A 23,666-nucleotide genomic window follows, 5' to 3' on the forward strand; every position below is an offset into this window, starting at 1 on the left:
CCCTGACACGTGGGCGACGGCCGGCACGCCGCGCGAAGCCACGAGTGAGTTCCCACTCACGGTGGGTAAGCGGGGGCCGCGACCGGAACGGGACACAGGGAGCGCGGCATGGACGAACAGCGGGACACCGTGGTCATCGGCGCGGGACCGGCCGGCCTGACCGCCGCGTACGAGTTGCTCCGGCGGAATGTGCCCGTACGGGTGTTCGAGGCCGACGATGTGGTGGGGGGCATCAGCCGCACCGTCGAACGGGACGGCTGGCGCTTCGACATCGGCGGACACCGGTTCTTCACCAAGGTCTCGCGAGTCGAGGAGTTCTGGCACGAGATCCTGCCCGGCGAGGACTTCCTGCTGCGGCCCCGGATGAGCCGGATCTACTACCGGGGCGCGCTCTTCGACTACCCGCTCAACGCGTCCAACGCCCTACGCAACCTGGGCCTGCGGGAGGCTGCGCTCTGCCTGGGCTCGTACGCCCGCGCCCGGCTGCGCCCGCCGAAGGACCAGTCCCACTTCGAGGGGTGGGTGTCCGCCCGCTTCGGTTGGCGGCTCTACTCCATGTTCTTCAAGACCTACACCGAGAAGGTCTGGGGCATGCCGGCCGACCAACTCCAGGCCGACTGGGCCGCGCAGCGGATCAAGAACCTGTCGTTGGCCAAGGCGGTCCGCAACGCCCTGCTGCCCCGTCGCAACCGCGGCGACGTCACCAGCCTGATCGAGGAGTTCCAGTACCCGAAGCTCGGGCCCGGCATGATGTGGGAGCGCTGCGCGCAGGAGGTACGCCGCCGCGGCGGCCGGGTCGAGCTGCGGAGCTGGGTGACCGCCGTGCACCGCGATCCGCAGCGCCGCCGGGCGGTCGCCGTCTCGGTGGACGGCGTGGGCGGGCAGCGCACCGCGACCGCCGCGCACGTGGTCTCGTCGATGCCGATCTCCGAGCTGGTGGCCGTGCTGTCTCCGCCCGCGCCGCCGGAGGTACGGGCCGCCGCCGCCGACCTACGCTACCGGGACTTCCTGACCGTGGCGCTGGTGGTGCCGGCCGAGTTCTCCTTCCCGGACAACTGGATCTACGTGCACGACCCGGGTGTCCGGGTGGGCCGGATCCAGAACTTCGGCTCCTGGTCGCCGCACCTGGTCAAGGACGGGCACACCTGCCTGGGGCTGGAGTACTTCGTCTTCGAGGACGACGAGACCTGGCGTACCCCCGACGCCGAGCTGGTCGCCACCGCCACCGCGGAGCTGGAACGACTCGGCCTGGTCCGGTCCGGGGTCGTCGAAGGGGGATACGTGGTGCGCATGCCCAAGGCGTACCCGGTCTACGACGAGCATTACCAGCGCAACGTGGACGTCGTCCGGCACTGGCTGGCCCGCGAGGTGCCGAACGTGCATCCGGTCGGCCGCAACGGCATGCACCGCTACAACAACCAGGACCACTCGATGCTGACAGCCATGTTGACCGCGGAGAACATCGCCTGCGGCGCGCGCCATGACGTCTGGTCGGTGAACGTGGAGCAGGACTACCACGAGGAGTCGAGCGGACGCGACGGCGACAACCGCCAGGGTACGGGCCGGGACGCGCCGATCGTGCCGGCGAAGCTCGCGGCCGCCGGAGCGGTGCCCGACGACGGTACGCGGCCGGGGCGGCCGGTGCAGACGCACCTCGGCTGACGGTCACCGTCGGCGGTCGGCCCGCGGCGCCCGAGGTTGTCGAGCCCCCGCCGGTCAGCTCTGGCGCAGCGCCGGCATCGGCACCGGGACGGACAGGGCGCTGGCCCCGGCGCCGGTCCCCGCCTCGCAGGTGTTCGGCGGCACGGTGCCGATGCCGCGGGTGGAGGGGCGTTCGGCCGCCCAGAACATGAAGCCCAGCATGCCGGCCGTGACGCCCGCGCCGTTCGGCGCGACACTCTGCACGTAGGGCGCGGCGGCCCGCTGCACGGACGTCGCGTAGTCGACGCACTCCGGCAGCGGCCGGCCGCCGTAGGCGATGTAGACGCCGCCGGTGAACTTGGCCGGGGCGAGCGGCGGCACGGGCGGGCTGTACTGCGGCTTGCCGTCGACGTGCTCCTGCCAGCTCTCCTGGGCGGTGCCGGCCGAGACGGGTCGGGCGGCCACCATGGCGTTGGCGTAGTCGAGCACCGGGGTGTCGGTCCGCAGCCAGTCCGCGGTCGCCTTGCGGTTGAGGTCGATCAGCCACCGGTCGCCGGCCGCGACGTCGATGGTGAGCCGAGCCTGGGGCCGGGCGCCAGTGGCGTCGTACGGGTGCACGGCCCGGTAGGCGTCGATGAACGACTGCAGGCCCGCGAGGTTCGGGTCGGTGTTCTGCTCGTAGTCGATCTCGATGCCGACGCCGAGCCGGGTGGCGACGGCGGCGGCCCGCTGACCGAGCAGGGTGGGGTTCTCGGCGAGCGCGGCGTCCCAGTCGTCGGTGTACGTGATGCCGCCGATGGAGAGCATCACCCGGACGCCGCGGGTGGTGAAGTACTGGACGATCTCCGAGGTCATGCCCCGCGGCACGCCGTCGAGGGTGGCGGCGTCGGTGGTCTGGCGCAGCAGCGCGAGCGGGTTGACGAAGCTGAGCACCACCAGGTTCACCGACGGCCGGCCGTCGCCGCGGTCGACGAGCCAGTGGTTCTGGCTGTCGAACTCGGCCACCGGGCGGACGCTGCCCCAGGTGCAGTAGTCGTTGCCGCAGTGCCAGGCGCCGTAGACCTGGACGGGTGTGGCGGCGGGAACGGCGCCGGCCGGGCGGGGTGGCGCCGCGGTGGCCGGGGTGGTCGCGGCGAAGGCGAGCAGGGTCGTGACCAGGAGCACCGAGCGTCGCATGGAGACCTCCCCGACATCATCAGTACGCCTTGTTTACAGTAGAGTCCTTTCGGCCGTCAACGCTCTTCTCCGGCCGTCACCTCGCACATCGCGCACTGTCGCGACAGGTGAGCCGGGCGGCCCTGCCGTCGCGGCGACCACCCGGCAGGTCACGGGTGGTGTCGCCGGGCGAGCGACCACGCGCGGCGGTACGGTCGCGGAATGACCACCGGGACCCCCACGCGGCGGGCGAGCACCACCACCCTCGACTACTACGTGCTGCACTCCGAGGCGGACGACGGCCAGCCGGCGGGGCTGCTGGTCGAGGAATTCCTCCTGGGCGACGACCTGTCGGCGACGCGGCTGCGCAGTGCCGGCTGGACGCCGGCTGACGGGGGCTGGTGGAGTTCCGCCGCGTTCGCCCGGGCACTGCGCACCGATCCACGACTGCGCGCCCGCCTGGCGGCCACCGACCGTCCCACCGCCGAAGCCGTCCACCGTCGACTCGGCGGCGGCCCACTGCCCGACGAGGAGACGCTGCGCGGCCACTTCCGGGACGACGTCCCGCTGGCGTCCGCGGCGCCGCTGCGGCTCGGCGCCGGTCCGGTCGTCCACCGGGTGCTCTTCGCCGGCGAACTGGACAGCCGCCAGGTGGAACTGCTGGGCGCGGCGCTGCGGCTGGGCGCCGCCCGGAACCCGGACGTGACACGACCCGGCGTCGTCAGCACCGGACGGCTGCGGGTCAACGACACGAACTTCCGCTGGGACCTGCGGCGCGTCGGCGGCGGCGTCGCCTGGTGCGTCGACGTGACGTCCGAGCCGGCCGGCGACGACGCGTTGCGCTGGCTGCTGCGCCAACTCGTGGGCCTCGCCCGCCGCCACGGCCTCGTCCCCGCCACGATCGACCGCCTCTCCTGACCGGCGACGTCAGGAAGCGCGTAAGCCCCCGTTCGCCCGAGCGCCCCGGACCTGCGCGGTCCGGGCTGGCCGTGCGCTCGGGGCGTCAGCCGATCTCGGCCAGCCGCGGTACGACCCGCTCGGCCAGCTGCTGCGTGAACTCCACCGGGTGCCGGTCGGGCATCGTCTGCACCTCGGTCACGCCGAGCGCGGCGTACTCGGCCACCTCGGCCAGGAACGCGTCGGGGTCGGCGAGGGGCGGGCGCATGACCAGCACCGTCTTCTCGATACGGTCGTAGTCCCGGCCCTCGGCGGCGCAGTGCCCGCGCAGCACCTCCAGCTTGTGCGCGACCTCCGCCGGGCTGGTGCCGAACAGGTTGCACGCGTCGGCGTAGCGGGCCACGAGCCAGAGCGTCTTCTTCTCGCCGCCGCCGCCGATCATGATCGGGGGGTGCGGCCGGCTGATCGGCGCGGGCACGTTGAGCGTCTCCGCGAGCTGGTAGTGCCTGCCGTCGAACCGGCCGTTGTCGTCGCCCCACATCTGCAGGCAGATGCGCAGCGTCTCCTCCAGTCGTTCGAAGCGCTCGGCGACCGGGACGACCGGTACGCCCAGCCCGCGCTGCTCGCGTTCGTACCACGACGCGCCGATGCCGAGCCGGGCGCGACCGCCGGAGAGCACGTCCAGGGTGGTGACGATCTTGGCGAGGAGCCCCGGGTGGCGGTACATCACGCCGGTCACCAGCACCCCGAGCGTCATCCGCTCGGTCTGCGCGGCCACGAAGCCGAGCGTCGTGTACGCCTCCAGCATCGGCTCCTCGGCCGACGTCGTGCGCTCCATCTGGAAGTAGTGGTCCATCACGGTGAACGCGGAGACGCCGGCCTGCTCCGCGATCCGGGCGGTCTCGGCCAGTGTCGCGGCCGTCCGCGCCGGATCGGCGGGCGTGGAGAAGTTCCAGTAGTGCAGGCCAAGCCTCATCGCTCATCCTCCGGTCCCGTAGGGCGGCTACCCGCCCAGTATCTGACGTCAGCGACGGCAGGGCGCGGGGACATCCGACACGACGTCCCCGCGCGACGGCGAGCCGCCCGGGCAAACCCGGGCGTACGGGATTCTCTCGAGACCACTCCGGCCGGAATGGCGCGGCCGTACGGTCGATTCCGTGGACGTGGTGTTGCGCGGCGGCCCCGGTGACGGGCAGGTCGTGCCGGGCGGCCCGGAGAGCGTCGTCTGGGGCGCCTGCCTGTACGAGCGCACCACCGATGTCAGCCGGGCTCACGGCCGCGACCTGCGGGTGTACCGGCACCGCCCGGACTGCTGCGAGCCCTTCGGCCGTGGCTCCGAGGACCGCTGCGAGTAGTAGAGGCGCCGGGCCGCCGCAAAGGCGGTCCCGCGGCTGTCCTCGTCCGCGGGTGCGGCCCGCCGAGGGCGCCCCGTCGGGTCGCCCGATCCGGTGAGTGCCGTGGTCACCTGTCGGCGATAACCGGCGCAACGGGTTAGACCAGGGTGACGGGTCTGGAGACGGAGGTCGAGCCGATGATCGCGCACTGCCCGAGCACCGGTTTCGGCGGCGCCGAGGCGGTCGCGGAGGCCATCCTCTACGCCGGTTACCCGCTGCATGCCCGCCACCGGTCACGGAGCCGGGCCCGCCGGTGGTCCGGTGTCCTCGTACCACCGGACTGGGCGGCGACGCGCGGCCCGGTCGACGGCGCTGGGGCGGGCCCGGCCGAGTCGTCGTGGCAGCTGACCCAGTGCCTGACGGACGCCCCGGACGGCGCGGTCGTCCGGATCGGGCTGCGGTTCCTGCACCTGCAACGCGGGTCGGTGGAGACACGCGACGCCGACGGGGCCTGCCGGCCGGTCGGCGGATTCGACGCCGGGGGCCGTACGCAGTTCGGCTTCGACGAGGCGGTGCCGCGTGGGTTCGAGATCGAGGCGTCGGTCGCGGACCTGCGGCGCGGGCGCCGCCTCGACGTACGGGTACCGGGCGGCGAGGACGTCGAGCCGCTGGTGGACGGCCGGCGCGGGGCGGTGGGGCGGGTGGTGCGCCGACGGTGGCCGCTGTCCGCGTCGGTGAGCGTCTGGGTCGTCCCGTGTCGGACGCCGTGGCGGCTGCTGCGGCTCGCCGTCCGGGTCGTGAACACCAGCCGGACGACGCCGGCGGACGGCCCAGGCGGGGCGCCCTTACGGTGTTGCCTGCTCGCGACGCACACCCTGATCGCCGTGGACCGGGGGCGATTCCTGTCGCTGCTCGATCCGCCACCGTGGGCGGCGTCCGCCGCGTGGGAGTGCCGCAACGTGCACACCTTTCCGGTGCTCGCCGGCGAGCCGGGCAGATCCGACGTTCTACTCTCGTCGCCGACAGTCCTCACCGACCACCCTCGTCCCCGCGCCGCCGCCACCGTCGACCGCGGCGACGCCCGTGCGCCGAAGGGGGTCGAGCGGTCGCGCGGCGCCGCCCGGGCGCCGGAGCCCGTACGTCGGGAGGGCGGCGCCGCCTGGTGGGGGCCGGAGGCCGACACGACGCCCTGGTGGGAGCGGGGCGCCGACGCGACCGTCGCGCCGGAGACCGAGCGGGTCCTCGTCGCGGGCATCCCGCTGTCCCGGGGCAGCCGGGTCCGGCTGCGTCCGCGCCGGCGGGACAGCGACGCGTACGACCTGTTCCTGGACGGGCGTACCGGCCGGGTGGAGCAGGTGCTGCTCGGTGCGGACGGGTCACGGTTCCTGGCCGTGCGCCTGGACGACGACCCGGGCGTGGACCCGCACCACTGGTACGGCCACCCGCGTCACTTCCGCCCCGAGGAGGTCGAGCCACTGGGCGGGGAGGTCGGGGCGCGGTGATGCTGTGCCGCTCTACCAGCACGCCCCTTGGTTGGGCCCGAGGCCGGTACGACGGCCTTCCGATACGGCGCTGCCCGGCCGGCGCGCGGACGCACCGACCGGGCAGCGTTGCGACCCCTGGTCAGTTGGCCGTGGGCAGGCCCTTCAGGCCCTCCAGCAGCTCGGCGAAGTCCGCGGTCTCCGCGGGAGGCGGCGTCTCGATGTTCACCGCCTTGCCGTAGTCGGTGTAGTCGACCGTCATGTCAACCATGTCGCCCATGACGATGCCCGCCCGGCGCGGCCGGTACTCCTCGTCGACCCAGAGGTCGATCTTGACCTCCTTGACGCCCTCCTTGGCCAGTTGCTGCTCGACGCCCGAGCGCGCCCCGGCGTCGAGCTGCCCGAGGTAGGTCGCCACCGGCATGGTGACGGCGTAGTGGACCGTGCGCGCCCCGTTCACCGTCTCCTCGCCGACGACCGTGACGCCCTCGGTAGCGAGCAGCGTCTTGACCTGCTTGGTCGGGTCGACGTCCTCAAGTTGCTTGGCGAAGTCCATCCCCGCCTGCTCGCCGACCGTGGCCAGGTCAAGCTTCATCCAGCGCTTGCCGCCCGTGCTCGCGCGGTCCTCCGCCGGGATCTCGACGTAGATCGCGGTGCCGATCATCCGGACGGTGGTCGGGGTGCCGTCCGGGCCCGCCGTCGTCATCTCGGCCTTGACCGGGTCGCCCAGGTCCACGACGCCCTGCACCGAGATCTTCTGGCCACCCGCGGTGCCCTGCATCGTCACGGTCACCGAGTCACTCTTGTCGGTGACCTCGATCGTCTTCTGCAGCGAACCCTTGAGATCACTGACGAGCAACTCCAGCACGCTGGGCTGCTCCGGCGCGTCGGAGCCGGGCGTCGAGCCGCAGGCAGTCATCGCGAGTGCCGTAAGCGCGGAGACCGCCAGAACAGTGGTCCTCTTCCAAAGTGACACGTGACAGCTTCTTTCCCCGAAGGATTCTGAGGATCCCCCCAGATAGACCGACACCACGCTATCCCACGCGGTCAACCTCAAAAACGACGCCTCCCCACCGCGCGGGTGGCCGGCATGGGGACGCCGGTTCCTCATGCGCCGCCTCGCTGCGCCACATCGCCCGTGACGTGTTCCGCCCGGTCAGGGGCGGTAGCGGTAGCCCATGCCGGGCTCGGTGATCAGGTGCCGGGGGCGGGCGGGATTGTCCTCGAGCTTGCGGCGGAGCTGGGCCATGTACTGGCGCAGGTAGCCCGTCTCGTCCTGGTATCCCGGCCCCCACACGTCGTGCAGCAGCTGACGTTGGGTGATCAGCTTGCCGGGGTGGCGCAGAAGCTTTTCGAGTACGCCCCACTGGGTGGGGGTGAGCCGGACCTCGACACCGTCGTCCCGCGTCACGACCCGGTCGGCGAGGTCGACCGTGTGGCGCCCCACGCGGACGAGGCTGCTTGCCGGCCCAGCGGTGGCGTCGGCGGTGTTGAGGCGACGGGTGACGGCGCGGATGCGGGCGAGGAGTTCGTCGATGCCGAAGGGTTTGGTGACGTAGTCGTCGGCGCCGGCGTCGAGGGCGGTGACCTTGTCGTCGCTGCCGGCGCGGCCCGAGAGCACGATGATGGGGACGGTGGTCCAGCCACGGAGCCCCCGGATGACGTCGACGCCGTCGAGGTCGGGCAGGCCGAGGTCGAGCACGACGAGGTCGGGTGGGTGGCCGGCGGCGGCCTTGAGCGCGGCGGCGCCGGTGGCGGCGACGTCGACGTCGTAGCCGCGGGCACGCAGGTTGATGCGCAGGGCCCGCAGGATCTGGGGTTCGTCGTCGACGACGAGGATGCGGCTCATGCCTGCGGGCCCTCCGTGGGTTCGGTCGGTGTGGCGGCGGGCAGCCGCAGCACCATGGTCAGGCCTCCGCCGGGGGTGGTTTCGGGGGTGATGCTGCCGCCCATGGCTTCGGCGAGACCGCGGGACAGGGCGAGGCCGAGACCGACGCCGGTGGTGTTGTCGCGGTCGCCGAGGCGCTGGAAGGGCAGGAAGACGTGTTCCCACTGGTCCTCGGCGATGCCGGGGCCGGTGTCGATGACCCGTAGTTCGACCTGGCCGGAGTGTGCGCTGGCGGTGATGGTGGGTGGCTGCCCGGGTGGGCTGTGGCGCAGGGCGTTGGCGACGATGTTGACCAGGACCCGTTCCAGCAGGCCGGGATCGGCGGTGGCGGCGGGCAGGTCGGCGGGGATGTCGGTGCGCACGTCGGCCGCGGGCGGGCCGAGTTCGTCAAGGGCCCGGGGTACGGCGTCCTCCAGGCCGATGGGGATGGGGTGGACGCCCAGCGCCCCGGCCTGGAGGCGGCTCATGTCGAGCAGGTTGGCGACGAGGCGGCCGAGCCGGTCGAGGGACTCGTCGGCGGTGGCGAGCAGCTCGGCCTGGTCCTCGGGGTCGAAATCGACGTCGTGGCTGCGCAGGCTGGACACGGCGGCTTTCGCCGAGGCGAGGGGGGTGCGCAGGTCGTGGCTGACCGCGGCGAGCAGCGCGGTGCGCATCCGGTCCGCTTCGGCGAGCGGGCGGGCGGCGGCGGCCTGCGCGGCGAGGCGTTCCTGACGTAGCGCGACGGCGGCCTGCGCGGCGAACGCCTCGACGATGCGCCGGTCGGCGGCCTCCAGCCGCCGGCCGCAGAGCACGACGGTGAGCCGGTCGTCGACGGGTACGGCGGTCTCCCCGGCGCCGGGGTTCGGTGCCGGGGCTTCGCCGACGCTGGCGACGACCCGCCACGCGGCCTCCTCGCGGGCCCGGTCCGGGCGCCTGCCCGCGGTCTCGACCGACTCGAGCACGCTGACCGCGCGCAGCGCGAAGGTTTCCCGGAGCCGCTCGAGCAGGGCCGGCAGCGGGCGCTCGCCGCGCAGCACGCTGCCGGCGACGGTGGCGAGGGTCTGCGCGTCGGCGGACGCGCGGGCGGCCTCCCTGGTACGCCGGGCTGCCACGTCGACGACCCCGCTCACGGCGATGGCGACGCCGACGAAGACGCCGAGGGCGAGCAGGTTGTCGGCCTCGGCGATGGTCAGCGTGTGGAAGGGCGGGGTGAAGAACCAGTTGAGCAGCAGGGAGCCGCCGAGGGCGGCGAGCAGCGCCGGCCAGAGCCCGCCGACCAGGGCGACGCCGACGACGGCGGTGAGGAAGATCAGGATGTCGTTGGTCAGGGTGAGGTCGGGCAACGCCGCCAGCAGCAGGGTGAGCAGCGGCATACCGAGCAGGGCGAGGGCGTACCCGAGCAACCGGCGGCGGCGGGACAGCGCGGCCGGCGCCTCGGCCGCCCGCCGGCCGCGCCCGGCCTCGGGGTGGGTGACCAGATGGACGTCGATCGGCCCGGACAGCGCGGTGGTGGTGACGCCGACACCCCGGGAGAGGATCTGCGCGAACCGGCCGCGGCGGCTGGCGCCGAGCACGAGCTGGGTGGCGTTGACGCCGCGGGCGAAGTCGAGCAGTGCGGCGGGGATGTCCGTGCCGAGGACCTGATGGTAGGTGCCGCCGAGGCTCTCCACGAGCACCCGCTGCCGGGCGAGTTGGGCCGGGTCGGCGCCGGCGAGCCCGTCGCTGCGGGCGACGTGCACGGCGAGCAGGTCGGCGCCCTTGCTGCGCGCGGCGATGCGGGCGGCCCGGCGGATCAGCGTCTCCCCCTCGGGTCCGCCGGTGAGCGCGACGACGACGCGTTCGCGGGCCTCCCAGGTGGCGGAGATGCCCTGCTGGGCGCGGTAGGCGCCGAGTTGCTCGTCGACCTTGTCGGCGAGCCAGAGCAGAGCCAGTTCGCGCAGGGCGGTGAGGTTGCCGACGCGGAAGTAGTTGCCGAGCGCGGCGTCGATCCTGTCGGGGCGGTAGATGTTGCCGTGGGCCATCCGGCGGCGCAGCGCCTCCGGGGTCATGTCGACCAGTTCGACCTGCTCGGCGGCGCGGACGGTCCGGTCGGGGACGGTCTCCCGTTGGGTGGTGCCGGTGATCTGGGCGACGACGTCGTTGAGGGACTCCAGGTGCTGGATGTTGACCGTGGTGAGCACGGTGATCCCGGCGTCGAGGAGTTCCTGGACGTCCTGCCAGCGCTTCTCGTTTCGGGTGCCGGGGACGTTGGTGTGGGCGAGTTCGTCGACCACGGCGACCTCGGGGCGGCGGGCCAGGACCGCGTCGAGGTCCAGCTCCGTGAAGGTGGCGCCCCGGTAGGTGATCGTGCGGCGGGGGACGATCTCCAGATCGCCGATCATCGCGGCGGTGTGGGGGCGGCCGTGGGTCTCGACCAGGCCGATCACGAGGTCGGTGCCGCGTTCGGCGCGCCGCCGGGCCTCCTCGAGCATGGCGTAGGTCTTGCCGACGCCCGGTGCGGCACCGAGGTAGATGCGTAGTTCCCCTCGTGGCACGGCAGGAGTCCTCTCCACAGCGCGACCGGTGGGCGGGGGGCCAGGCACCGGGCCGGGACGATCTCGATCGTCCCAGCCCGGCCCCGTGGTGTCAGCGTGCCGGGAACTGCTCGTCGAGGGCGAGGTTGAGCTCCAACACGTTCACGCCGGGTTCGCCCATGAAGCCGAGCGACCGGCCGGTGGTGTGTTCCTGAACGAGGCGACGGACCGCGGCCGGGTCCGCGCCGCGCTCGCGCGCCACCCGGGCCACCTGGATCTGCGCGTACGCCGGGGAGATGTGCGGGTCGAGGCCGCTGCCGCTGGCGGTGACGGCGTCGGCGGGCACCGCGGGCTCGGCGGGGGCGTCGCCCCGGACGGGGACGATTGTCGCCCCCGCGGCCCGGTAGTCCTCGCCGGGCTTCGCCAGTTCCACCGGCACCCCTTGATAGCGGGCGAGGAAGGGAGTGGCGGGCGCCGTCTGGTTGACGCTGACCACACGGGTGACCGGGCCGGTCAGCCCGTCGCGGTGGAACACCGCCAGCACGGCGCCGACCCCGTCCGGGGTGCAGTACGGTCGGCTCCCGTCGACGCCGTCGAGTTCGCCGACCGCCCTGCTGCGGGCGCAGACCTGGGTGAGCAGGCTCCGCGCCGAGTCGCCGGGGCTGGTGGCGACGGTGTCGACGATGTCCTCCGGGCCGAGGTTGCTGGCCGCGGTGGCGGTGGGGTCGTAGCCGCCGCCGGCGGCGGAGGGGCGGGACTGGAAGTAGCGCGGTACGGGGTTGCCGTCGGCGTCGGTGAAGGACTGGCCGATCAGCGCGCTGCCGACGGCCCTGCCGCCGGCCGTGAGGAGTGACCCGTCGGCCCTGCCGGCGAGGCCGGGAACCCGGCCGACCGCGACCAGGGCGAGGGGGTAGGCGAGGCCGAGGAGCACGGTGAAGACGAGCAGCGCGCGCAGGGCGGCCAGGTGCTGGGCGAGCCAACCGGGAAGACGCATCACGAGATTCCTGGAATGAACTGGACGAGCAGGTCGATGAGTTTGATGCCGAGGAACGGCACGATGATGCCGCCGAGGCCGTAGATCAGCAGGTTGCGGCTGAGCAGCTTCGACGCGGCGGCCGGGCGGTAGCGCACGCCGCGCAGCGCGAGCGGGATCAGCGCGACGATGATGATCGCGTTGAAGACGACCGCGGACAGGATCGCCGACTCGGGGCTGGCCAGCCGCATGATGTTCAGGCGATCCAGCGAGGGATAGATGCCGGCGAACATGGCGGGGACGATCGCGAAGTACTTCGCGATGTCGTTGGAGATCGAGAAGGTGGTCAACGCACCTCGGGTGATCAGCAACTGCTTGCCGATCTCGACGATCTCGATCAGTTTGGTCGGGTCGGAGTCGAGGTCGACCATGTTGCCGGCCTCCTTGGCGGCCGACGTGCCGGTGTTCATCGCCACGCCGACGTCGGCCTGCGCGAGGGCGGGCGCGTCGTTGGTGCCGTCGCCGGTCATGGCGACCAGCCGGCCCCCCTCCTGCTCCCTGCGGATCAGCGCGAGCTTGTCCTCCGGCGTCGCCTCGGCGAGGAAGTCGTCCACGCCGGCCTCGTCCGCGATGGCCTTCGCGGTGCGGGGGTTGTCACCGGTGATCATCACGGTCCGGATCCCCATCCGGCGCATCTCGTCGAACCGCTCCCGCATGCCGGCTTTCACCACGTCCTTGAGGTGGACGACCCCGAGCGCCCGGGCCGGCTCCCCGGCCACGTGCTCGGCCACCACCAGCGGCGTGCCGCCGATGCCGCTGATCTCGTCCACCAGCCGACCGACCTGCTCGGTCGGGTGACCGCCGTTCTCGCGTACCCACTTCAGCACCGCGGCGGCGGCACCCTTGCGGATCCGCCGCGCGGGTCCGGTGGCGCCTCCGCCGGCGGTCGCGTTCGGGGTCAGGTCGACGCCGCTCATCCGGGTCTGCGCGGTGAACGGGACGAAGGTGGCGTGCGGAATCAGGCCGGGCTCGCGTTCCCGCAGGCCGAACTCGCGCTTGGCCAGCACCACGATCGAGCGTCCCTCGGGGGTCTCGTCGGCCAGGCTGGACAGCTGCGCGGCGTCGGCGACCGCCGCCGCCCCGAGACCGTCGACCGGGAGGAACTCGGCGGCCTGCCGGTTGCCCAGGGTGATCGTTCCGGTCTTGTCCAGCAGCAGGGTGTTGACGTCGCCGGCCGCCTCGACGGCGCGGCCGCTCATCGCCAGCACGTTGCGCCGCACCAGCCGGTCCATGCCGGCGATGCCGATCGCGGACAGCAGCGCCCCGATGGTGGTCGGGATGAGGCAGACCAGCAGGGAGGCCAGCACGACGCCGGTGACCCCGGCGTCGGTGATCGCGCCGGTGTCCGGCGCGGCGGCCTGGAAGTTCTTGGCGGAGATCGCCAACGGCTGGAGGGTGACGACGGCCAGCAGGAAGACGATCGTCAGCGCGGCCAGCAGGATGTTCAGCGCGATCTCGTTCGGGGTCTTCTGCCGGTTGGCGCCCTCGACCAGGGCGATCATCCGGTCGATGAAGCTCTCCCCCGGCTTCTGGGTGATCCTGACGATGATCCGGTCGGAGAGCACCCTCGTGCCGCCGGTGACCGCGCTGCGGTCCCCGCCGGACTCCCGGATGACCGGGGCGGACTCGCCGGTGACGGCGGACTCGTCGACGCTGGCGATGCCCTCGACGACGTCCCCGTCGCCGGGGATGATCTCGCCGGCCGCGACCACGACGATGTCGCCCTGCCGCAGCTGTGGCGCCGGGACGCTCTCGGTGCGGCAGGCGCCGGGCGCGGCGCCCGCGGTCCAGTCGGGGACGCGGGTGGCGACGGTGTCCGTCTTCGCCCTGCGCAGGGCGGCGGCCTGGGCCTTGCCGCGGCCCTCCGCGACCGCCTCGGCGACGTTGGCGAAGACGACCGTCAGCCACAGCCAGACGGTGATCGCCCAGGCGAACACCGACGGGTCGGCCACCGCGAGGACCGTGGTGAAGGCCGCGCCGATCTCGACGATCAGCATGACCGGGTTGTGCCACAGGGTCCGCGGGTCGAGCTTGCGCAGCGCGTCCGGCAGGGACCGGACGAGCTGCGCCGGGTCGAGCAGCCCGCCACCCCGGCTGCCCCGGGTGGCCGGCGTGCCGGCGGTCGCCGCGTCGGCGGTGCCGTGCGGCGCCGGCGTGGAGGTGGTCATGTCCTTCTCTCTCACGGTGGTCACAGCCCTTCGGCCAGGGGGCCGAGCGCGAGGGCGGGCAGGAAGGTCAGCGCGACGAGGATCACCGTGACGCCGACGACCATCCCCACGAACAACGGCCGGTGGGTCGGCAGAGTGCCCTCGGAGGCGGGGGTGGGCTGCTGGCGGGCCAGGGAACCGGCCAGCGCGAGCACGAGGACGATCGGCAGGAACCGGCCGAGCAGCATGCACAGCCCCAGCGCGGTGTTCCACCACGGCGTGCTCACCGTGATGCCGGCGAACGCGGAGCCGTTGTTGTTGCTCGCCGAGGTGAACGCGTAGACGACCTCGGACAGGGCGTGCGGGCCGGTGTTGAGCGCGGTGGAGTTGTTGCCGGTGGCGACGGCTGCCGCCGCGCCGATCAACACCAGCGCGGGAGTGACCAGGAAGTACAGCGAGGCCAGCTTGATCTCGCGCGCGCCGATCTTCTTTCCGATGTATTCCGGGGTCCGGCCGACCATCAGGCCCGCGACGAACACGGTGGTCACCGCGAGGATCAGCAGGCCGTAGAGGCCGGCACCGACGCCGCCGGGGGCCACCTCGCCGAGCATCATGTTGACGAGCGGCATCATCCCGCCGAGCGCGGTGTAGGAGTCGTGGAACGAGTTCACCGCGCCGGTCGAGCTGAGCGTGGTCGCGGCGGCGAAGGTCGCCGAGCTCGACACGCCGAACCGGACCTCCTTGCCCTCCAGCGCCGCGCCGACGGCCTGCGGCACCGTGCCGTGGCCGGACAGCTCGAAGGCGTTGGTCAGGGCAATGCCGGCGATCGCCAGGATCCCCATGACGGCGACGATCGCGTACCCCTGCCGGAGCTGGCCGACCGTACGACCGAACACCCGGGGCAGGCTGAACGGGATCACCAGGAGCAGGAAGACCTCCAGCCAGTTGGTCCAGGCCGTCGGGTTCTCGAACGGGTGGGCGCTGTTGACGTTGTAGAAGCCGCCGCCGTTGGTGCCCAGTTCCTTGATGACCTCCTGGCTGGCCACCGGCCCGCCGGTGATGGTCTGGGTGCCGCCGGTCAGGGTGGTCACGTCGCCGCCCGCCGACAGGTTCTGCACGACGCCGCCGACCATCAGGGCGAGCGCGCCGACCACGGAGATCGGCAGCAGGACGCGCAGGGTGATCCGGGTCAGGTCGACCCAGAAGTTACCCAGTTCGCCGGTGCGGCTGCGGGCGAATCCGCGCACCAGGGCGACCGCGACGGCGATGCCGACCGCGGCGGAGACGAAGTTCTGCACCGCCAGGCCGGCCATCTGCACCAGGTGGCCCATGGTCGACTCACCCGAGTACCACTGCCAGTTCGTGTTGGTCACGAACGACACGGCCGTGTTCCACGCTCCGTGCGGGGCCACCGGGTCGAAGCCCAGCGACAGCCACAGGTGGTTCTGCAGCCGCAGGAACCCGTAGAGGAACAGGATCGACACGGCGGAGAAGGCGAGCACGCTGCGGGCGTACACGCCCCAGGACTGCCCGGCCGTCGGGTTCACCCCGACCAGGCGGTAGACGCCCCGCTCGAAGCGGGAGTGCCGGGTGCCGGCGACCACCCGGTACAGGTAGTCGCCGAACGTCGTGTGCACGGCGGCCAGCGCCACCAGCAGCGAGAGGACGAACAGCACACCGGCGGTGGCCGTGCTCATCAGAATCGCTCCGGGAACAGCAGGGCGACCACCAGGAACACGGCCAGGCCGGCCGCCAGCACCAGACCGACGGCGTTGACGACGCTCACAGCCTCTCCACCCCCCGCACGACGAGGGCGAGCGCCGCGAACAGCGCCACCGTCAACCCCACGAACACCACGTCAGGCACGTCTGACTCCTCACCGGAACGGTCGTCACGGCCGCCTACCGGCCGCGCCGAGCAATCACAACGCCACCCGCTCCTCGGTGACAGGGGCTATAACGCGACCATCACGCCGGTCCGGCGTTTCTTAACGCCCTCTTCACGCCGCCTCCCCGTCGGGTGTCCCGCCCGGCACGGACACGGGGTCAGCGGGAGCGCAGGGACAGCAGTCCGTCGGGCGCGACGGCGAACCCGGGCGTGCACGGCGGGCCGAAGCCGCCGAGCAGTTCGGCCAGCCAACGGGCCTCCTCGGGCGCGGCCCGTTGCAGCCGCATCCGGCGCATCCGCAGCGGCGCGGCCCGTAGCCGTCGCAGCGCGCCGGTGGCCGGGTCGAGAGTCGGTAGCCACAGCAGCCGCAGCTGCGGCCGGTACTCCTCCCGTCCGTGGATTCCCTCGTAGTCGTCGATCAGGTCGCCGCAGCCGTAGAGGACCAGCCGGTCGCGGTACACCTCCACCGGCCTGGGGTGGTGCGAGGAGTGGCCGTGCACCACGTCCACGCCGGCGTCGATGAGCCGGTGGGCGAAGTCGACGTGCTCGGGCGGCACGTCGTACCCCCAGTTGGTGCCCCAGTGCACGGAGACCAGCACCCGGTCCCCGGGCCCGGCCACGGCGGCGATCCGCCCGGCCAGCGCGTCGGCGGAGGCGGCCGAGACCTCCGGCAGGTACGCCACCCCGGGCGCGTCGGCGGTGGCCGCCCAGGACGGGGGCACGCCGCTGGACGGCGCGGCCACCGACCAGACGAGCAGGTCGTGGCCCTGGCCGAGCGGCACCCGGGCGGGTCTGCCGGCCGACGCCGCGTCCCGGCCCGCGCCGGCGGTGGCGATGCCGGCGCCGGCCAGGGCGTCGAGGGTGTCGGTGAGCCCCACCGGGCCGAAGTCGAGGACGTGGTTGTTGGCCAGCGCGCACACGTCGAGCCGGGCCGCGGTGAGGCAGGCCAGGTTCGGCGGGTGCATCCGGTAGTGGATCGCCTTGGCCGGCGCGTGCGCGCCCCGGCCGGTCACCGCGGTCTCCAGGTTGACCACCCGGACGTCCGGCCGCAGTTCGTCGAGCAGGTCGAGCGCGTCGCCCCAGGGCCAGGCCGGGGGTGCCGGGCACGGGACCGGCCCGTTGGCGGCCTCGGCGAGGTCGACGTAGTCGCGGGCGTCGCGTACCGCCGGCTCGCGCAGCTCGGGCGGGCCGGGCGTGGGCAGGATCGCGTCCACACCCCGGCCGGTCATCACGTCGCCGCCGAGGAAGAGGGTCAGGTCGGGCATCCGGCCGCTTTCCCGGCCACGCCGCCGGCTCACCTGCCGGTGGTCCCTGCCGCGCCACGTCGGGTGGCGCTCTCGACCCGGCTCGGTACGTGCGGCGCCTGCTACGCCGCGCGGCCGTGCCGGTCCACGCGCCGGGCCCGCCGATCGGGTCGACCGGCCAGAACGGCGGCGAGGATCTCCGCCCCGTCGACGACACGTGGGCCTGGCCGGTTGAAGTAGGCCGGCCCGTCGACCACCCAGACCTGCCCGTCACGTACGGCCGGCAGATCCGCCCAACCGGGTTGAGCCATGGCCACCGACAGCTCGTCGAAGGTCCGCTCGGGCGGGAAGCCACACGGGCCGAAAACCACCACGTCGGGGGCCAGGTCCGCGACCACGGACCACTCGTGCGGACGGCTGTGCGCGCCCGGCCCGAGCAACAGCGACCGTCCGCCGGCGCGGGAGATCTGCTCCGGCACCCAGTGCCCGCCGGGCATCAGCGGGTCGAGCCACTCGACGAACAGCACCGTCGGCGCATCTGCCGCCGGCCCGGGCAGAGCCGCCAGACGCCGATCCGCGTCCGCCCTGACCCGCGCCGCCTGATCCTCGGCGCCGAGCAGCGCCGCCACCGCGTCGACGGTGTCGAGGATCCCGCCGATGGTGCGCGCCTCCAACGACAACACCCTCGTGTCCAGGTCGATCACCCGGACCGCCTCGTTGACGCGCTCGTACGAGACCGCGCAGACCGCACACAGATCCTGGGTGAGGATCAGATCCGGACGTAGCCGGTCCAGCAGGGCGACGTCGAGCTGGTACAGCGACGAGCCACGATGCTCGCCGCCGGCGGTGGCCGCCGAGATCTCCCGGCTCGTCAGGTGTTGCGGCAGCATCGTCCCGGTCACCACCGGAACGCCGGCCACCTGCTCCGGCGGCCAGTCGCACTCGTGCGTACGACCGACCAGACTGTCGGCGTGACCGAGCATCGCGACGATGTCGGTGGCCGCCGGCAGGAGTGAAACGATCCGCACGCCTGCCTGCCTACCAGCCCTGGTCCATGGATGTCCACACCGCGATGCGGACGCGTCCGGACGGCCGCCCGCGTGGCTCGGTTTACCTTGGTTGTCCTGAGCCGGCGGACGACCGTCCACTTGCCTCACTCCCTAGAATCGGGGGACCGCCGGAGCCCGTTCGAGGGGGACATGTGCCGCCGTCCAAACCCAGCAAGCGGCCGGGTCGGCGCCGGCCGCAGGCAGCCCCGGCCACGCCGACGCAGGACCCGGACGGAAGCACCCCGGTGGCGGGAAGCGAAAGGCGCTCCGGCCGGGCCGGCCCACGGCGGCGGGACACCGCGGCGCCGGGCGGCGCGGGCAACCCGCCCGCTCAGGTGGACAACCAGGCGCCGTTCTCGCGCCGGAGCCTGCTGTGGGCGGCCGGCGGCGGGGTCGCGACCGCGATCGTCAGCGCTCTGGTCTCCGAGCTGGACGACCGGCTCACCTCGCCCGGGCAGGCGGTGCGCGACGACCGCGCGGTGGAGGCGGCCAAGCGCGAGGAGGCCCGGCGGAAGGCCCCGCTGTCGCTGAACGCCTACTACTACGACCGGTCCGACGACGCGAAGATCTGGGTGGCGGCGAAGCCGCTGACCGCCGAGGTCCGGCGGAGGCTCGGCGCGGCGGCGTTCTGGCCCGACGACGGCTTCGAGGGCGGCATCCGCGCGGCGCTGGGCGCCAGCGACGAGCACCCGTACCGGCTGTTGACCCGGGTGCGACTGTCGGTGGTCGGGCAGTGGGCCGCCCCGGTCTTCGTCACCCAGATCCGGGCCCGGGTGCTGCGCCGCTCGGCGCCCCTGTCCCACGCGTACGTGTTTCAGCAGAGCCAGGGTGGCGGAGAGCCGTTGAAGATCGGATTCGACCTCGACGAGCCCGACAGCGTCGCGCGGGTCACCGGACCCGACGAGCGCCTCGGCGGGGCGTACGTGGACGACCGGTCGCTGACCCTGGCGCCGGGTGAGCCGCTCACCATCGATGTGCAGGCGCAGACGGACCGGTCGTACTGCGAGTGGGTCGTCGACTTCGACCTCGACCTCGACGGCGAGAGGCGAGTGGTCACCGCCGATGACGACGGACAGCCGTTCCGCAGCACCAGCCTGGCCCGCCACTACCAGGAGCGGTACCACGCCAGCCTCACCGGCGGCCTCGTCCCCGACGGCGCCGGCCCGTTCGCGGCGCGGCTGTGAGCGTCGCCTGGCGCCGGCGGGCCCTGCTCCTCGCCACGTGGGCGCTGTCCTGCGCACTGTCGTTCGCCTTGCTCCAGGCCCTGCTCGACGTCACCGGCCGCGACCGCCCGACCGGGCCGCCCGGGGCGGCGGCCCCCGGCGGCCCGGCGTCCCCCGGTACGACGGTGAGCAGCGCCGACGCGGTCGAACTGACCGCCACGCTCGCGGGCACCCGGTACAGCGACGAACTGACGTTCGAGGTGCCGGAACGGCAGGCCCGGACGGTCCCACCGCCGCAGGTGCGGGACTGCCGGCAGTTCGCGTCGTGGGCGCGCCGGAACGGGGCCGTTCCCGTCGGCGGCGAACCCGTGCACCTGCTGACCGTGCACGCCGCGCGCAGCGTGGACGTGGTGATCCACAGCGTCGTGGCGGTGCCGGTCGCGCAGGTCCCGCGGGACCAGGAGCAGGGCCCACGGGTCGAGTTGGCCTGCCGCGAGTCCCGTCCCACCCCCACGGTCACTCCCGACGTCCGGACGGATCGCGGGCCGCACGTGCTCGCACCGGGGCAGACGGTCCGGCTGCTGGTCGACCTGGCCGACCCCGAACCGGCCGGCCTCTCGTTCCCGGCCGGCGTGTCGCGCTACCACCTGCGCGTCGACCTGGAGGTCGACGGGGTGACGCAGGTCCGCGAGCTGCGCGACGAGGCGGGCGGATACTTCCGCTGCTGCGGGCGTATCACGTTCATGGGTTACCAGGCCGCTCGGTACGAGTGGACCCTCTCCCCCACCCCCACGCTCCGCTACTGCCCGGAACTCCGGTACGCCGACGAGCCGCCGCCGCGGGTCTGTCAGCCGCGGGAACCGGGCTGAGCCCTGTCTCCGTCCCGGCCCGCCCTGGTAGAACGGCCGGATGGATGAACTGACCGACCCGCTGGCCGGGCTCGACGAGGTCCCCTGGGGGTCGCTGTGCCACGCGTACGGGCCGGCCACCGACGTACCGGACCAGTTGCGGGCGTTGCGCTCTGCGGAGGCGCCGGTCCGGCGCCGTGCGTTGTCCGAGCTGTTCGGCAACGTCTACCACCAGGGCACCCGGTGGGGCGCGAGCTGCCACGTGGTGCCGTTCCTGGCAGCGCTCGCCGACAGCCCGGACACCCCGGACCGGGCGGCGGTGGCCGCCCTGCTCCGCTCGGTGGTGCTCGGCGACCGACGCGACGACGAGCTGCCGTTCGACCCGCGGCGGGCCTTCGCCGCCGCCTCGGGGATCACCGACGAGCAGGCGGCACTGGTGCAGCGGCATCTGGCGGCCGAGGACCTGTTCGAGCACGAGGAGGCCGCGAAGCTCGCCGACAACGTGGCGGTCCGCTGGGCGGCCGACGCGTTCCACGCTGGAGCCCGGCACACCGACCGGTACGTCCGCTGGCTCACCGATCCAGACCCGCGGCTGGCCGGGTACGCCGCCGAACTGCTCGCCTGGTTCGCACCCGCCGAGGCCGCCCTGGCCGGGCTCGTCGCGGTCCCCGACGACGAGGCCCGCGCCGCCGCCCGGGCCAGCGCCAATCTGAGCCTCGGCCACTGGCCGGGCGGCGCGGAACGGATCGACGCCTGCCTCCGCGGGCTGCTGGCCGCGAACGCTGCGGTCGTCCGCGTCACCGCGGCGGTGGCGTTGTCGTACCGGCTCGGTGACGAGCTGCCCGACCGGGCCCTCGACGTCCTCGCCGGCGCCCGCGGCTCGGACTTCGATGCCGACGTGCCCGGCTGGGACCGGCCGGTGCGCGGCTTCGTGGCGCTCGCGTTGCACCGGCTCGGTCTCGGCTGACGACGGCGGAGCTGGCCGGGCGACCTGCCGAGCGGCCGTAGGTCGAGGTGGGCGTGCCGGTCAGGAGCCGAGCCAGCGGTGGATGCAGGTCAGCAGGTCCTCCGCGTCCACCGGCTTGGTGACGTAGTCGGTCCACCGGCTTGGTGACGTAGTCGCTGGCGCCGGAGGTGATGCTCTTCTCCCGGTCGCCGTGGATCGCCTTCGCGGTGACCGCGATGATCGGCAGGTCGGCGTAGCGCGGCATCGCCCGGATCGCGGCGGTGGCGGCGTAGCCGTCCATCTCGGGCATCATCACGTCCATCAGCACCAGGTCGATGTCGTCGTGGCGCATCAGCGTCTCGATGCCCTGGCGGCCGTTCTCCGCGTACACGACGTCCATGCCGTGCAGCTCCAGGATGTTGGTCAGGGCGAAGACGTTGCGCGCGTCGTCGTCGACCACGAGGACCTTGCGGCCGGCCAGCTCGGTGGCGTAACCCTCCGCCGCCGGCGCGATCTCCCGTGCCGGGCGGGCGAGCGGCACGACGTGCTCGGGCAGCGCCGCGGTCAGGCCGGCCAGGAGCTGCCGCCCGCCGGGGTCCGTCACGGGGCCCGCCGGGTTGGGAACCGTGGCGCCGCGCCGTACCGCCGACCGCTCGACCATCGCAATCCTCCGGACCGGACCAGCCGGGCGGGCCGGCCTCGGCGGTGAGAGCAAGTTCGGCAAGTATGCCTGCGGGCCGGGTCGGGACGGTAACGCGGCGCGGGTGTCGTCACCCGCCGGCGGCCCCGGCGGAGATGCGGGCGGTGACCCGGGCGGTCGTGCCGCGGTCGTCGCCGTGGATCTCCAGGCCGTCGGTGAGCTGCTGGGCCAGCCACAGGCCGCGGTGACCGACCTCGGTGGGCGCGGGCAGCGCCACCCGTACGTCGCCGAGGCCGGGGCCGTTGTCGCTGATCTCGCAGCTGAGCACGTCGCCGTCGCGGCGCAGCCGCAGCGCGCCCCGGCCGCCGCCGTGCCGGACGACGTTGGTGACCAGCTCGTGCACCGCCAGCACGAAGTCCTCCAGGGCCACGCCGGTCAGCCCCGCCCCGCGGGCCGCGGCGGCGACGGCGTGCCGCAGCCTGGTCACCGCCTCGGCGGTGATCGTCGCCGCCAGCAGGGCCACCCCGGCCCCCGCCGGGGACGCGCCCGGCGTCGCGCCGCCGTCACCCGCACCGCTGCCCATGGCCGGACCGTACACGGCCGACACCCGCCACGGGCCGGCCCGACCGCCGTACCACCCGTGGGCGGGTCACCGCCCCGACGGCGTCGCGCCCGCGGCGGGCAGCCGGGACATCAGCGCGATCTGCGCGGTACGCGAGCGGTCGATGCGGTCGGCGAGATCGCGTACCTCGGGGCTGACCGCCACCGGCAGGTGGCCGTGGGCCAGCGCGGCGGCCGTGCGCTGGTGGGCCGTGAGCACCTCGATCAGTACGGCGTCGAAGCGCCCCGGCGCGGCGGACCGCAGCCGGGTCAGGTCGGGGTCGGCATGCGCCCGGTGGCCCTCGTCGGCGGCGTCGCCGTGGGCGCCGACCCGGCCGTGATCGCCGGGCTGGGCGGGATGCCCGGAGTGCCCGCCGGCCTGGGCGGGGTGGGCGGAGTGGGCGGAGGGCCCGCCGGGCTGGGCGGAGGGCCCGCCGGGCTGGGCGGAGGGCCCGCCGGGCGGCGGCGCGGACAGCCACCGGCGGATCGTGGCGAGCTCGTCGGTCTCGGTCGCCTCGACCGCGGCCACCAGATTGCGCAGTTCCCCGTCGGTCACCCGCCCCGCCGCCGCCCGGGTGATCGCCAGGGTCCGCTCGTGGTGGGCCGCCATCGCCGCCAGGAACGGCACGTCGGCCGCGCCGGGGCGGACCGCCGAAGCGGACGCCGACGCGGCCGGCGGGGCGGTGGGGCCGGTGTGCCCGCCGCAGCCGGCGAGCGCGAGGAGCAGGGCGAGCGGCAGGGCCGCCCCGTACCGTCTCATGCTGTTGCCTTCCGTCGGGGCGGGCGCGGCCCGGCGGGGACCGCGCCCGCCGGGGTTGCTACAGCCGGGCCCAGAGGGCGGGCACGTTCGGCGGCTCCCAGCCGGGCAGCGCGGTGTGCGCCTGCAGGCACCGGTGCTGCCGACCGAGGTGGCCGGCCAGCCCCGGCCGTCGTCGTCCAGGACGGCGAACTGGGCGATCCCGGCGCTGCAACTGTGCAGCCCCTTCGGGCCTTCGACGCTCTGCGGCTCGTACTGATCTGACCGCAGTCGGGCACCCTGCCCTGGGCGCAGAGCGCCTGCCGGCTCGGCGGCCCGGACACGTAGCCGTGTGCCTGGGCGGGCACGGCGGCGGCCAGTGAGGCGACGACCGCACCCGTCGACGCCAGCGGGAGGACGATTCTTCGACGCACGGGGTCCTCCTACTTCTCGGGCGGGCGCCGGCGCGCCACCGAACGGGCGCG

20 protein-coding genes and 1 pseudogene are annotated in these 23,666 nt (G+C 73.7%); 6 read left to right on the forward strand and 15 right to left on the reverse strand.

The genetic code is table 11. The features are described from left to right. Window positions 1-108 precede the first annotated feature (108 nt). The gene (locus tag ABGB16_RS11865; protein WP_347668053.1) at window positions 109-1,662 is read left to right on the forward strand and encodes an NAD(P)/FAD-dependent oxidoreductase; all 1,554 of its coding nucleotides are present in this window, start codon (window positions 109-111) and stop codon (window positions 1,660-1,662) included. A gap of 54 nt (window positions 1,663-1,716) precedes the next feature. On the opposite strand, the gene ABGB16_RS11870 is transcribed toward ABGB16_RS11865, so the two are convergent. Beyond that, the gene (locus ABGB16_RS11870) at window positions 1,717-2,817 is read right to left on the reverse strand and encodes a hypothetical protein (RefSeq protein ID WP_347668054.1); all 1,101 of its coding nucleotides are present in this window, start codon (window positions 2,815-2,817) and stop codon (window positions 1,717-1,719) included. Between the two features lie 201 nt (window positions 2,818-3,018). On the opposite strand from ABGB16_RS11870, the gene ABGB16_RS11875 reads away from it, so the two are divergent. After that, a complete protein-coding gene (locus tag ABGB16_RS11875) occupies window positions 3,019-3,714 on the forward strand; it encodes a hypothetical protein (protein WP_347668055.1) in 696 nt (231 codons plus the stop codon). Window positions 3,715-3,799: 85 nt separating this feature from the next. Here ABGB16_RS11875 and ABGB16_RS11880 read toward each other — a convergent pair whose 3' ends face one another. Then, on the reverse strand, window positions 3,800-4,669 hold the full coding sequence (locus ABGB16_RS11880; protein WP_347668056.1) for an LLM class F420-dependent oxidoreductase: 870 nt from the start codon (window positions 4,667-4,669) through the stop codon (window positions 3,800-3,802). Window positions 4,670-4,850: 181 nt separating this feature from the next. Between ABGB16_RS11880 and ABGB16_RS11885 the strand changes: the two genes are divergently transcribed. Both ABGB16_RS11885 and ABGB16_RS11890 read left to right on the forward strand, forming a co-directional pair. Next, complete coding sequence (locus ABGB16_RS11885) at window positions 4,851-5,048, forward strand: hypothetical protein (RefSeq protein ID WP_347668057.1); 198 nt, start codon at window positions 4,851-4,853, stop codon at window positions 5,046-5,048. Between the two features lie 146 nt (window positions 5,049-5,194). Then, complete coding sequence (locus tag ABGB16_RS11890) at window positions 5,195-6,529, forward strand: hypothetical protein (protein WP_347668058.1); 1,335 nt, start codon at window positions 5,195-5,197, stop codon at window positions 6,527-6,529. A 121-nt stretch (window positions 6,530-6,650) separates the two neighbouring features. On the opposite strand, the gene ABGB16_RS11895 is transcribed toward ABGB16_RS11890, so the two are convergent. From ABGB16_RS11895 to ABGB16_RS11935, 9 genes are all read right to left on the reverse strand, one after another. Continuing rightward, window positions 6,651-7,484 carry a hypothetical protein gene (locus ABGB16_RS11895; RefSeq protein ID WP_347668059.1) on the reverse strand — a complete coding sequence of 278 codons (834 nt, stop codon included), beginning with the start codon at window positions 7,482-7,484 and terminating at the stop codon, window positions 6,651-6,653. Between the two features lie 180 nt (window positions 7,485-7,664). Next, window positions 7,665-8,357, reverse strand: coding sequence for a response regulator (locus tag ABGB16_RS11900; RefSeq protein ID WP_347668060.1), 693 nt, complete (start codon window positions 8,355-8,357; stop codon window positions 7,665-7,667). Further along, complete coding sequence (locus ABGB16_RS11905) at window positions 8,354-10,909, reverse strand: DUF4118 domain-containing protein (RefSeq protein ID WP_347668061.1); 2,556 nt, start codon at window positions 10,907-10,909, stop codon at window positions 8,354-8,356. The genes ABGB16_RS11900 and ABGB16_RS11905 overlap by 4 nt, the downstream gene beginning before the upstream one ends. A gap of 91 nt (window positions 10,910-11,000) precedes the next feature. Continuing rightward, window positions 11,001-11,882: a potassium-transporting ATPase subunit C gene (locus tag ABGB16_RS11910; RefSeq protein ID WP_347668062.1), complete on the reverse strand. Its 882-nt coding sequence runs from the start codon at window positions 11,880-11,882 to the stop codon at window positions 11,001-11,003. Further along, the gene (gene kdpB / locus ABGB16_RS11915; protein WP_347668063.1) at window positions 11,882-14,089 is read right to left on the reverse strand and encodes a potassium-transporting ATPase subunit KdpB; all 2,208 of its coding nucleotides are present in this window, start codon (window positions 14,087-14,089) and stop codon (window positions 11,882-11,884) included. The genes ABGB16_RS11910 and kdpB overlap by 1 nt, the downstream gene beginning before the upstream one ends. Before the next feature lie 20 nt (window positions 14,090-14,109). Beyond that, window positions 14,110-15,765 (reverse strand): potassium-transporting ATPase subunit KdpA, encoded by a 1,656-nt coding sequence (kdpA, locus tag ABGB16_RS11920; protein ID WP_347668064.1) that lies wholly within the window; start codon window positions 15,763-15,765, stop codon window positions 14,110-14,112. After that, window positions 15,765-15,854, reverse strand: a complete 90-nt coding sequence (kdpF, locus tag ABGB16_RS11925; protein WP_347668065.1) for a K(+)-transporting ATPase subunit F — start codon at window positions 15,852-15,854, stop codon at window positions 15,765-15,767. The genes kdpA and kdpF overlap by 1 nt, the downstream gene beginning before the upstream one ends. A gap of 259 nt (window positions 15,855-16,113) precedes the next feature. Beyond that, window positions 16,114-17,220 carry a CapA family protein gene (locus ABGB16_RS11930; protein WP_347668066.1) on the reverse strand — a complete coding sequence of 369 codons (1,107 nt, stop codon included), beginning with the start codon at window positions 17,218-17,220 and terminating at the stop codon, window positions 16,114-16,116. Between the two features lie 101 nt (window positions 17,221-17,321). Beyond that, entirely contained in the window at window positions 17,322-18,227 is a 906-nt protein-coding gene (locus ABGB16_RS11935; RefSeq protein WP_347668067.1) for an ABC transporter substrate-binding protein, read from the reverse strand. 266 nt (window positions 18,228-18,493) lie between these two features. On the opposite strand from ABGB16_RS11935, the gene ABGB16_RS11940 reads away from it, so the two are divergent. Then, a complete protein-coding gene (locus ABGB16_RS11940; protein ID WP_347668068.1) occupies window positions 18,494-19,432 on the forward strand; it encodes a hypothetical protein in 939 nt (312 codons plus the stop codon). After that, the gene (locus ABGB16_RS11945; RefSeq protein WP_347668069.1) at window positions 19,429-20,280 is read left to right on the forward strand and encodes a hypothetical protein; all 852 of its coding nucleotides are present in this window, start codon (window positions 19,429-19,431) and stop codon (window positions 20,278-20,280) included. The genes ABGB16_RS11940 and ABGB16_RS11945 overlap by 4 nt, the downstream gene beginning before the upstream one ends. 776 nt (window positions 20,281-21,056) lie before the next feature. Here ABGB16_RS11945 and ABGB16_RS11950 read toward each other — a convergent pair. The 4 genes and pseudogenes from ABGB16_RS11950 to ABGB16_RS11965 all read right to left on the reverse strand — a co-directional run. Further along, window positions 21,057-21,866: a response regulator gene (locus ABGB16_RS11950; RefSeq protein ID WP_347668070.1), complete on the reverse strand. Its 810-nt coding sequence runs from the start codon at window positions 21,864-21,866 to the stop codon at window positions 21,057-21,059. A 109-nt stretch (window positions 21,867-21,975) separates the two neighbouring features. Next, the gene (locus tag ABGB16_RS11955; RefSeq protein WP_347668071.1) at window positions 21,976-22,428 is read right to left on the reverse strand and encodes an ATP-binding protein; all 453 of its coding nucleotides are present in this window, start codon (window positions 22,426-22,428) and stop codon (window positions 21,976-21,978) included. A 66-nt stretch (window positions 22,429-22,494) separates the two neighbouring features. Further along, entirely contained in the window at window positions 22,495-23,205 is a 711-nt protein-coding gene (locus ABGB16_RS11960) for a DUF305 domain-containing protein (RefSeq protein ID WP_347668111.1), read from the reverse strand. A 132-nt stretch (window positions 23,206-23,337) separates the two neighbouring features. Then, window positions 23,338-23,615 (reverse strand): annotated as a pseudogene (locus ABGB16_RS11965) (lytic polysaccharide monooxygenase); the annotation flags it as partial. Window positions 23,616-23,666 lie beyond the last annotated feature (51 nt).

Source organism: Micromonospora sp. B11E3 (assembly GCF_039871625.1).
In the GTDB taxonomy this organism is placed as follows: Bacteria; Actinomycetota; Actinomycetes; order Mycobacteriales; family Micromonosporaceae; genus Micromonospora.

Excerpts from the sequence above, each read along its gene's own strand:
- ABGB16_RS11875 (WP_347668055.1), top strand. The coding sequence starts at position 3,019 with ATGACCACCGGGACCCCCACGCGGCGGGCGAGCACCACCACCCTCGAC.
- ABGB16_RS11930 (WP_347668066.1), bottom strand. The coding sequence starts at position 17,220 with ATGCCCGACCTGACCCTCTTCCTCGGCGGCGACGTGATGACCGGCCGG.
- ABGB16_RS11910 (WP_347668062.1), bottom strand. The coding sequence starts at position 11,882 with ATGCGTCTTCCCGGTTGGCTCGCCCAGCACCTGGCCGCCCTGCGCGCG.
- ABGB16_RS11880 (WP_347668056.1), bottom strand. The coding sequence starts at position 4,669 with ATGAGGCTTGGCCTGCACTACTGGAACTTCTCCACGCCCGCCGATCCG.
- ABGB16_RS11950 (WP_347668070.1), bottom strand. The coding sequence starts at position 21,866 with ATGGTCGAGCGGTCGGCGGTACGGCGCGGCGCCACGGTTCCCAACCCG.
- ABGB16_RS11900 (WP_347668060.1), bottom strand. The coding sequence starts at position 8,357 with ATGAGCCGCATCCTCGTCGTCGACGACGAACCCCAGATCCTGCGGGCC.
- kdpA (WP_347668064.1), bottom strand. The coding sequence starts at position 15,765 with ATGAGCACGGCCACCGCCGGTGTGCTGTTCGTCCTCTCGCTGCTGGTG.
- ABGB16_RS11865 (WP_347668053.1), top strand. The coding sequence starts at position 109 with ATGGACGAACAGCGGGACACCGTGGTCATCGGCGCGGGACCGGCCGGC.
- ABGB16_RS11955 (WP_347668071.1), bottom strand. The coding sequence starts at position 22,428 with ATGGGCAGCGGTGCGGGTGACGGCGGCGCGACGCCGGGCGCGTCCCCG.
- ABGB16_RS11960 (WP_347668111.1), bottom strand. The coding sequence starts at position 23,205 with ATGAGACGGTACGGGGCGGCCCTGCCGCTCGCCCTGCTCCTCGCGCTC.
- kdpB (WP_347668063.1), bottom strand. The coding sequence starts at position 14,089 with ATGACCACCTCCACGCCGGCGCCGCACGGCACCGCCGACGCGGCGACC.
- ABGB16_RS11870 (WP_347668054.1), bottom strand. The coding sequence starts at position 2,817 with ATGCGACGCTCGGTGCTCCTGGTCACGACCCTGCTCGCCTTCGCCGCG.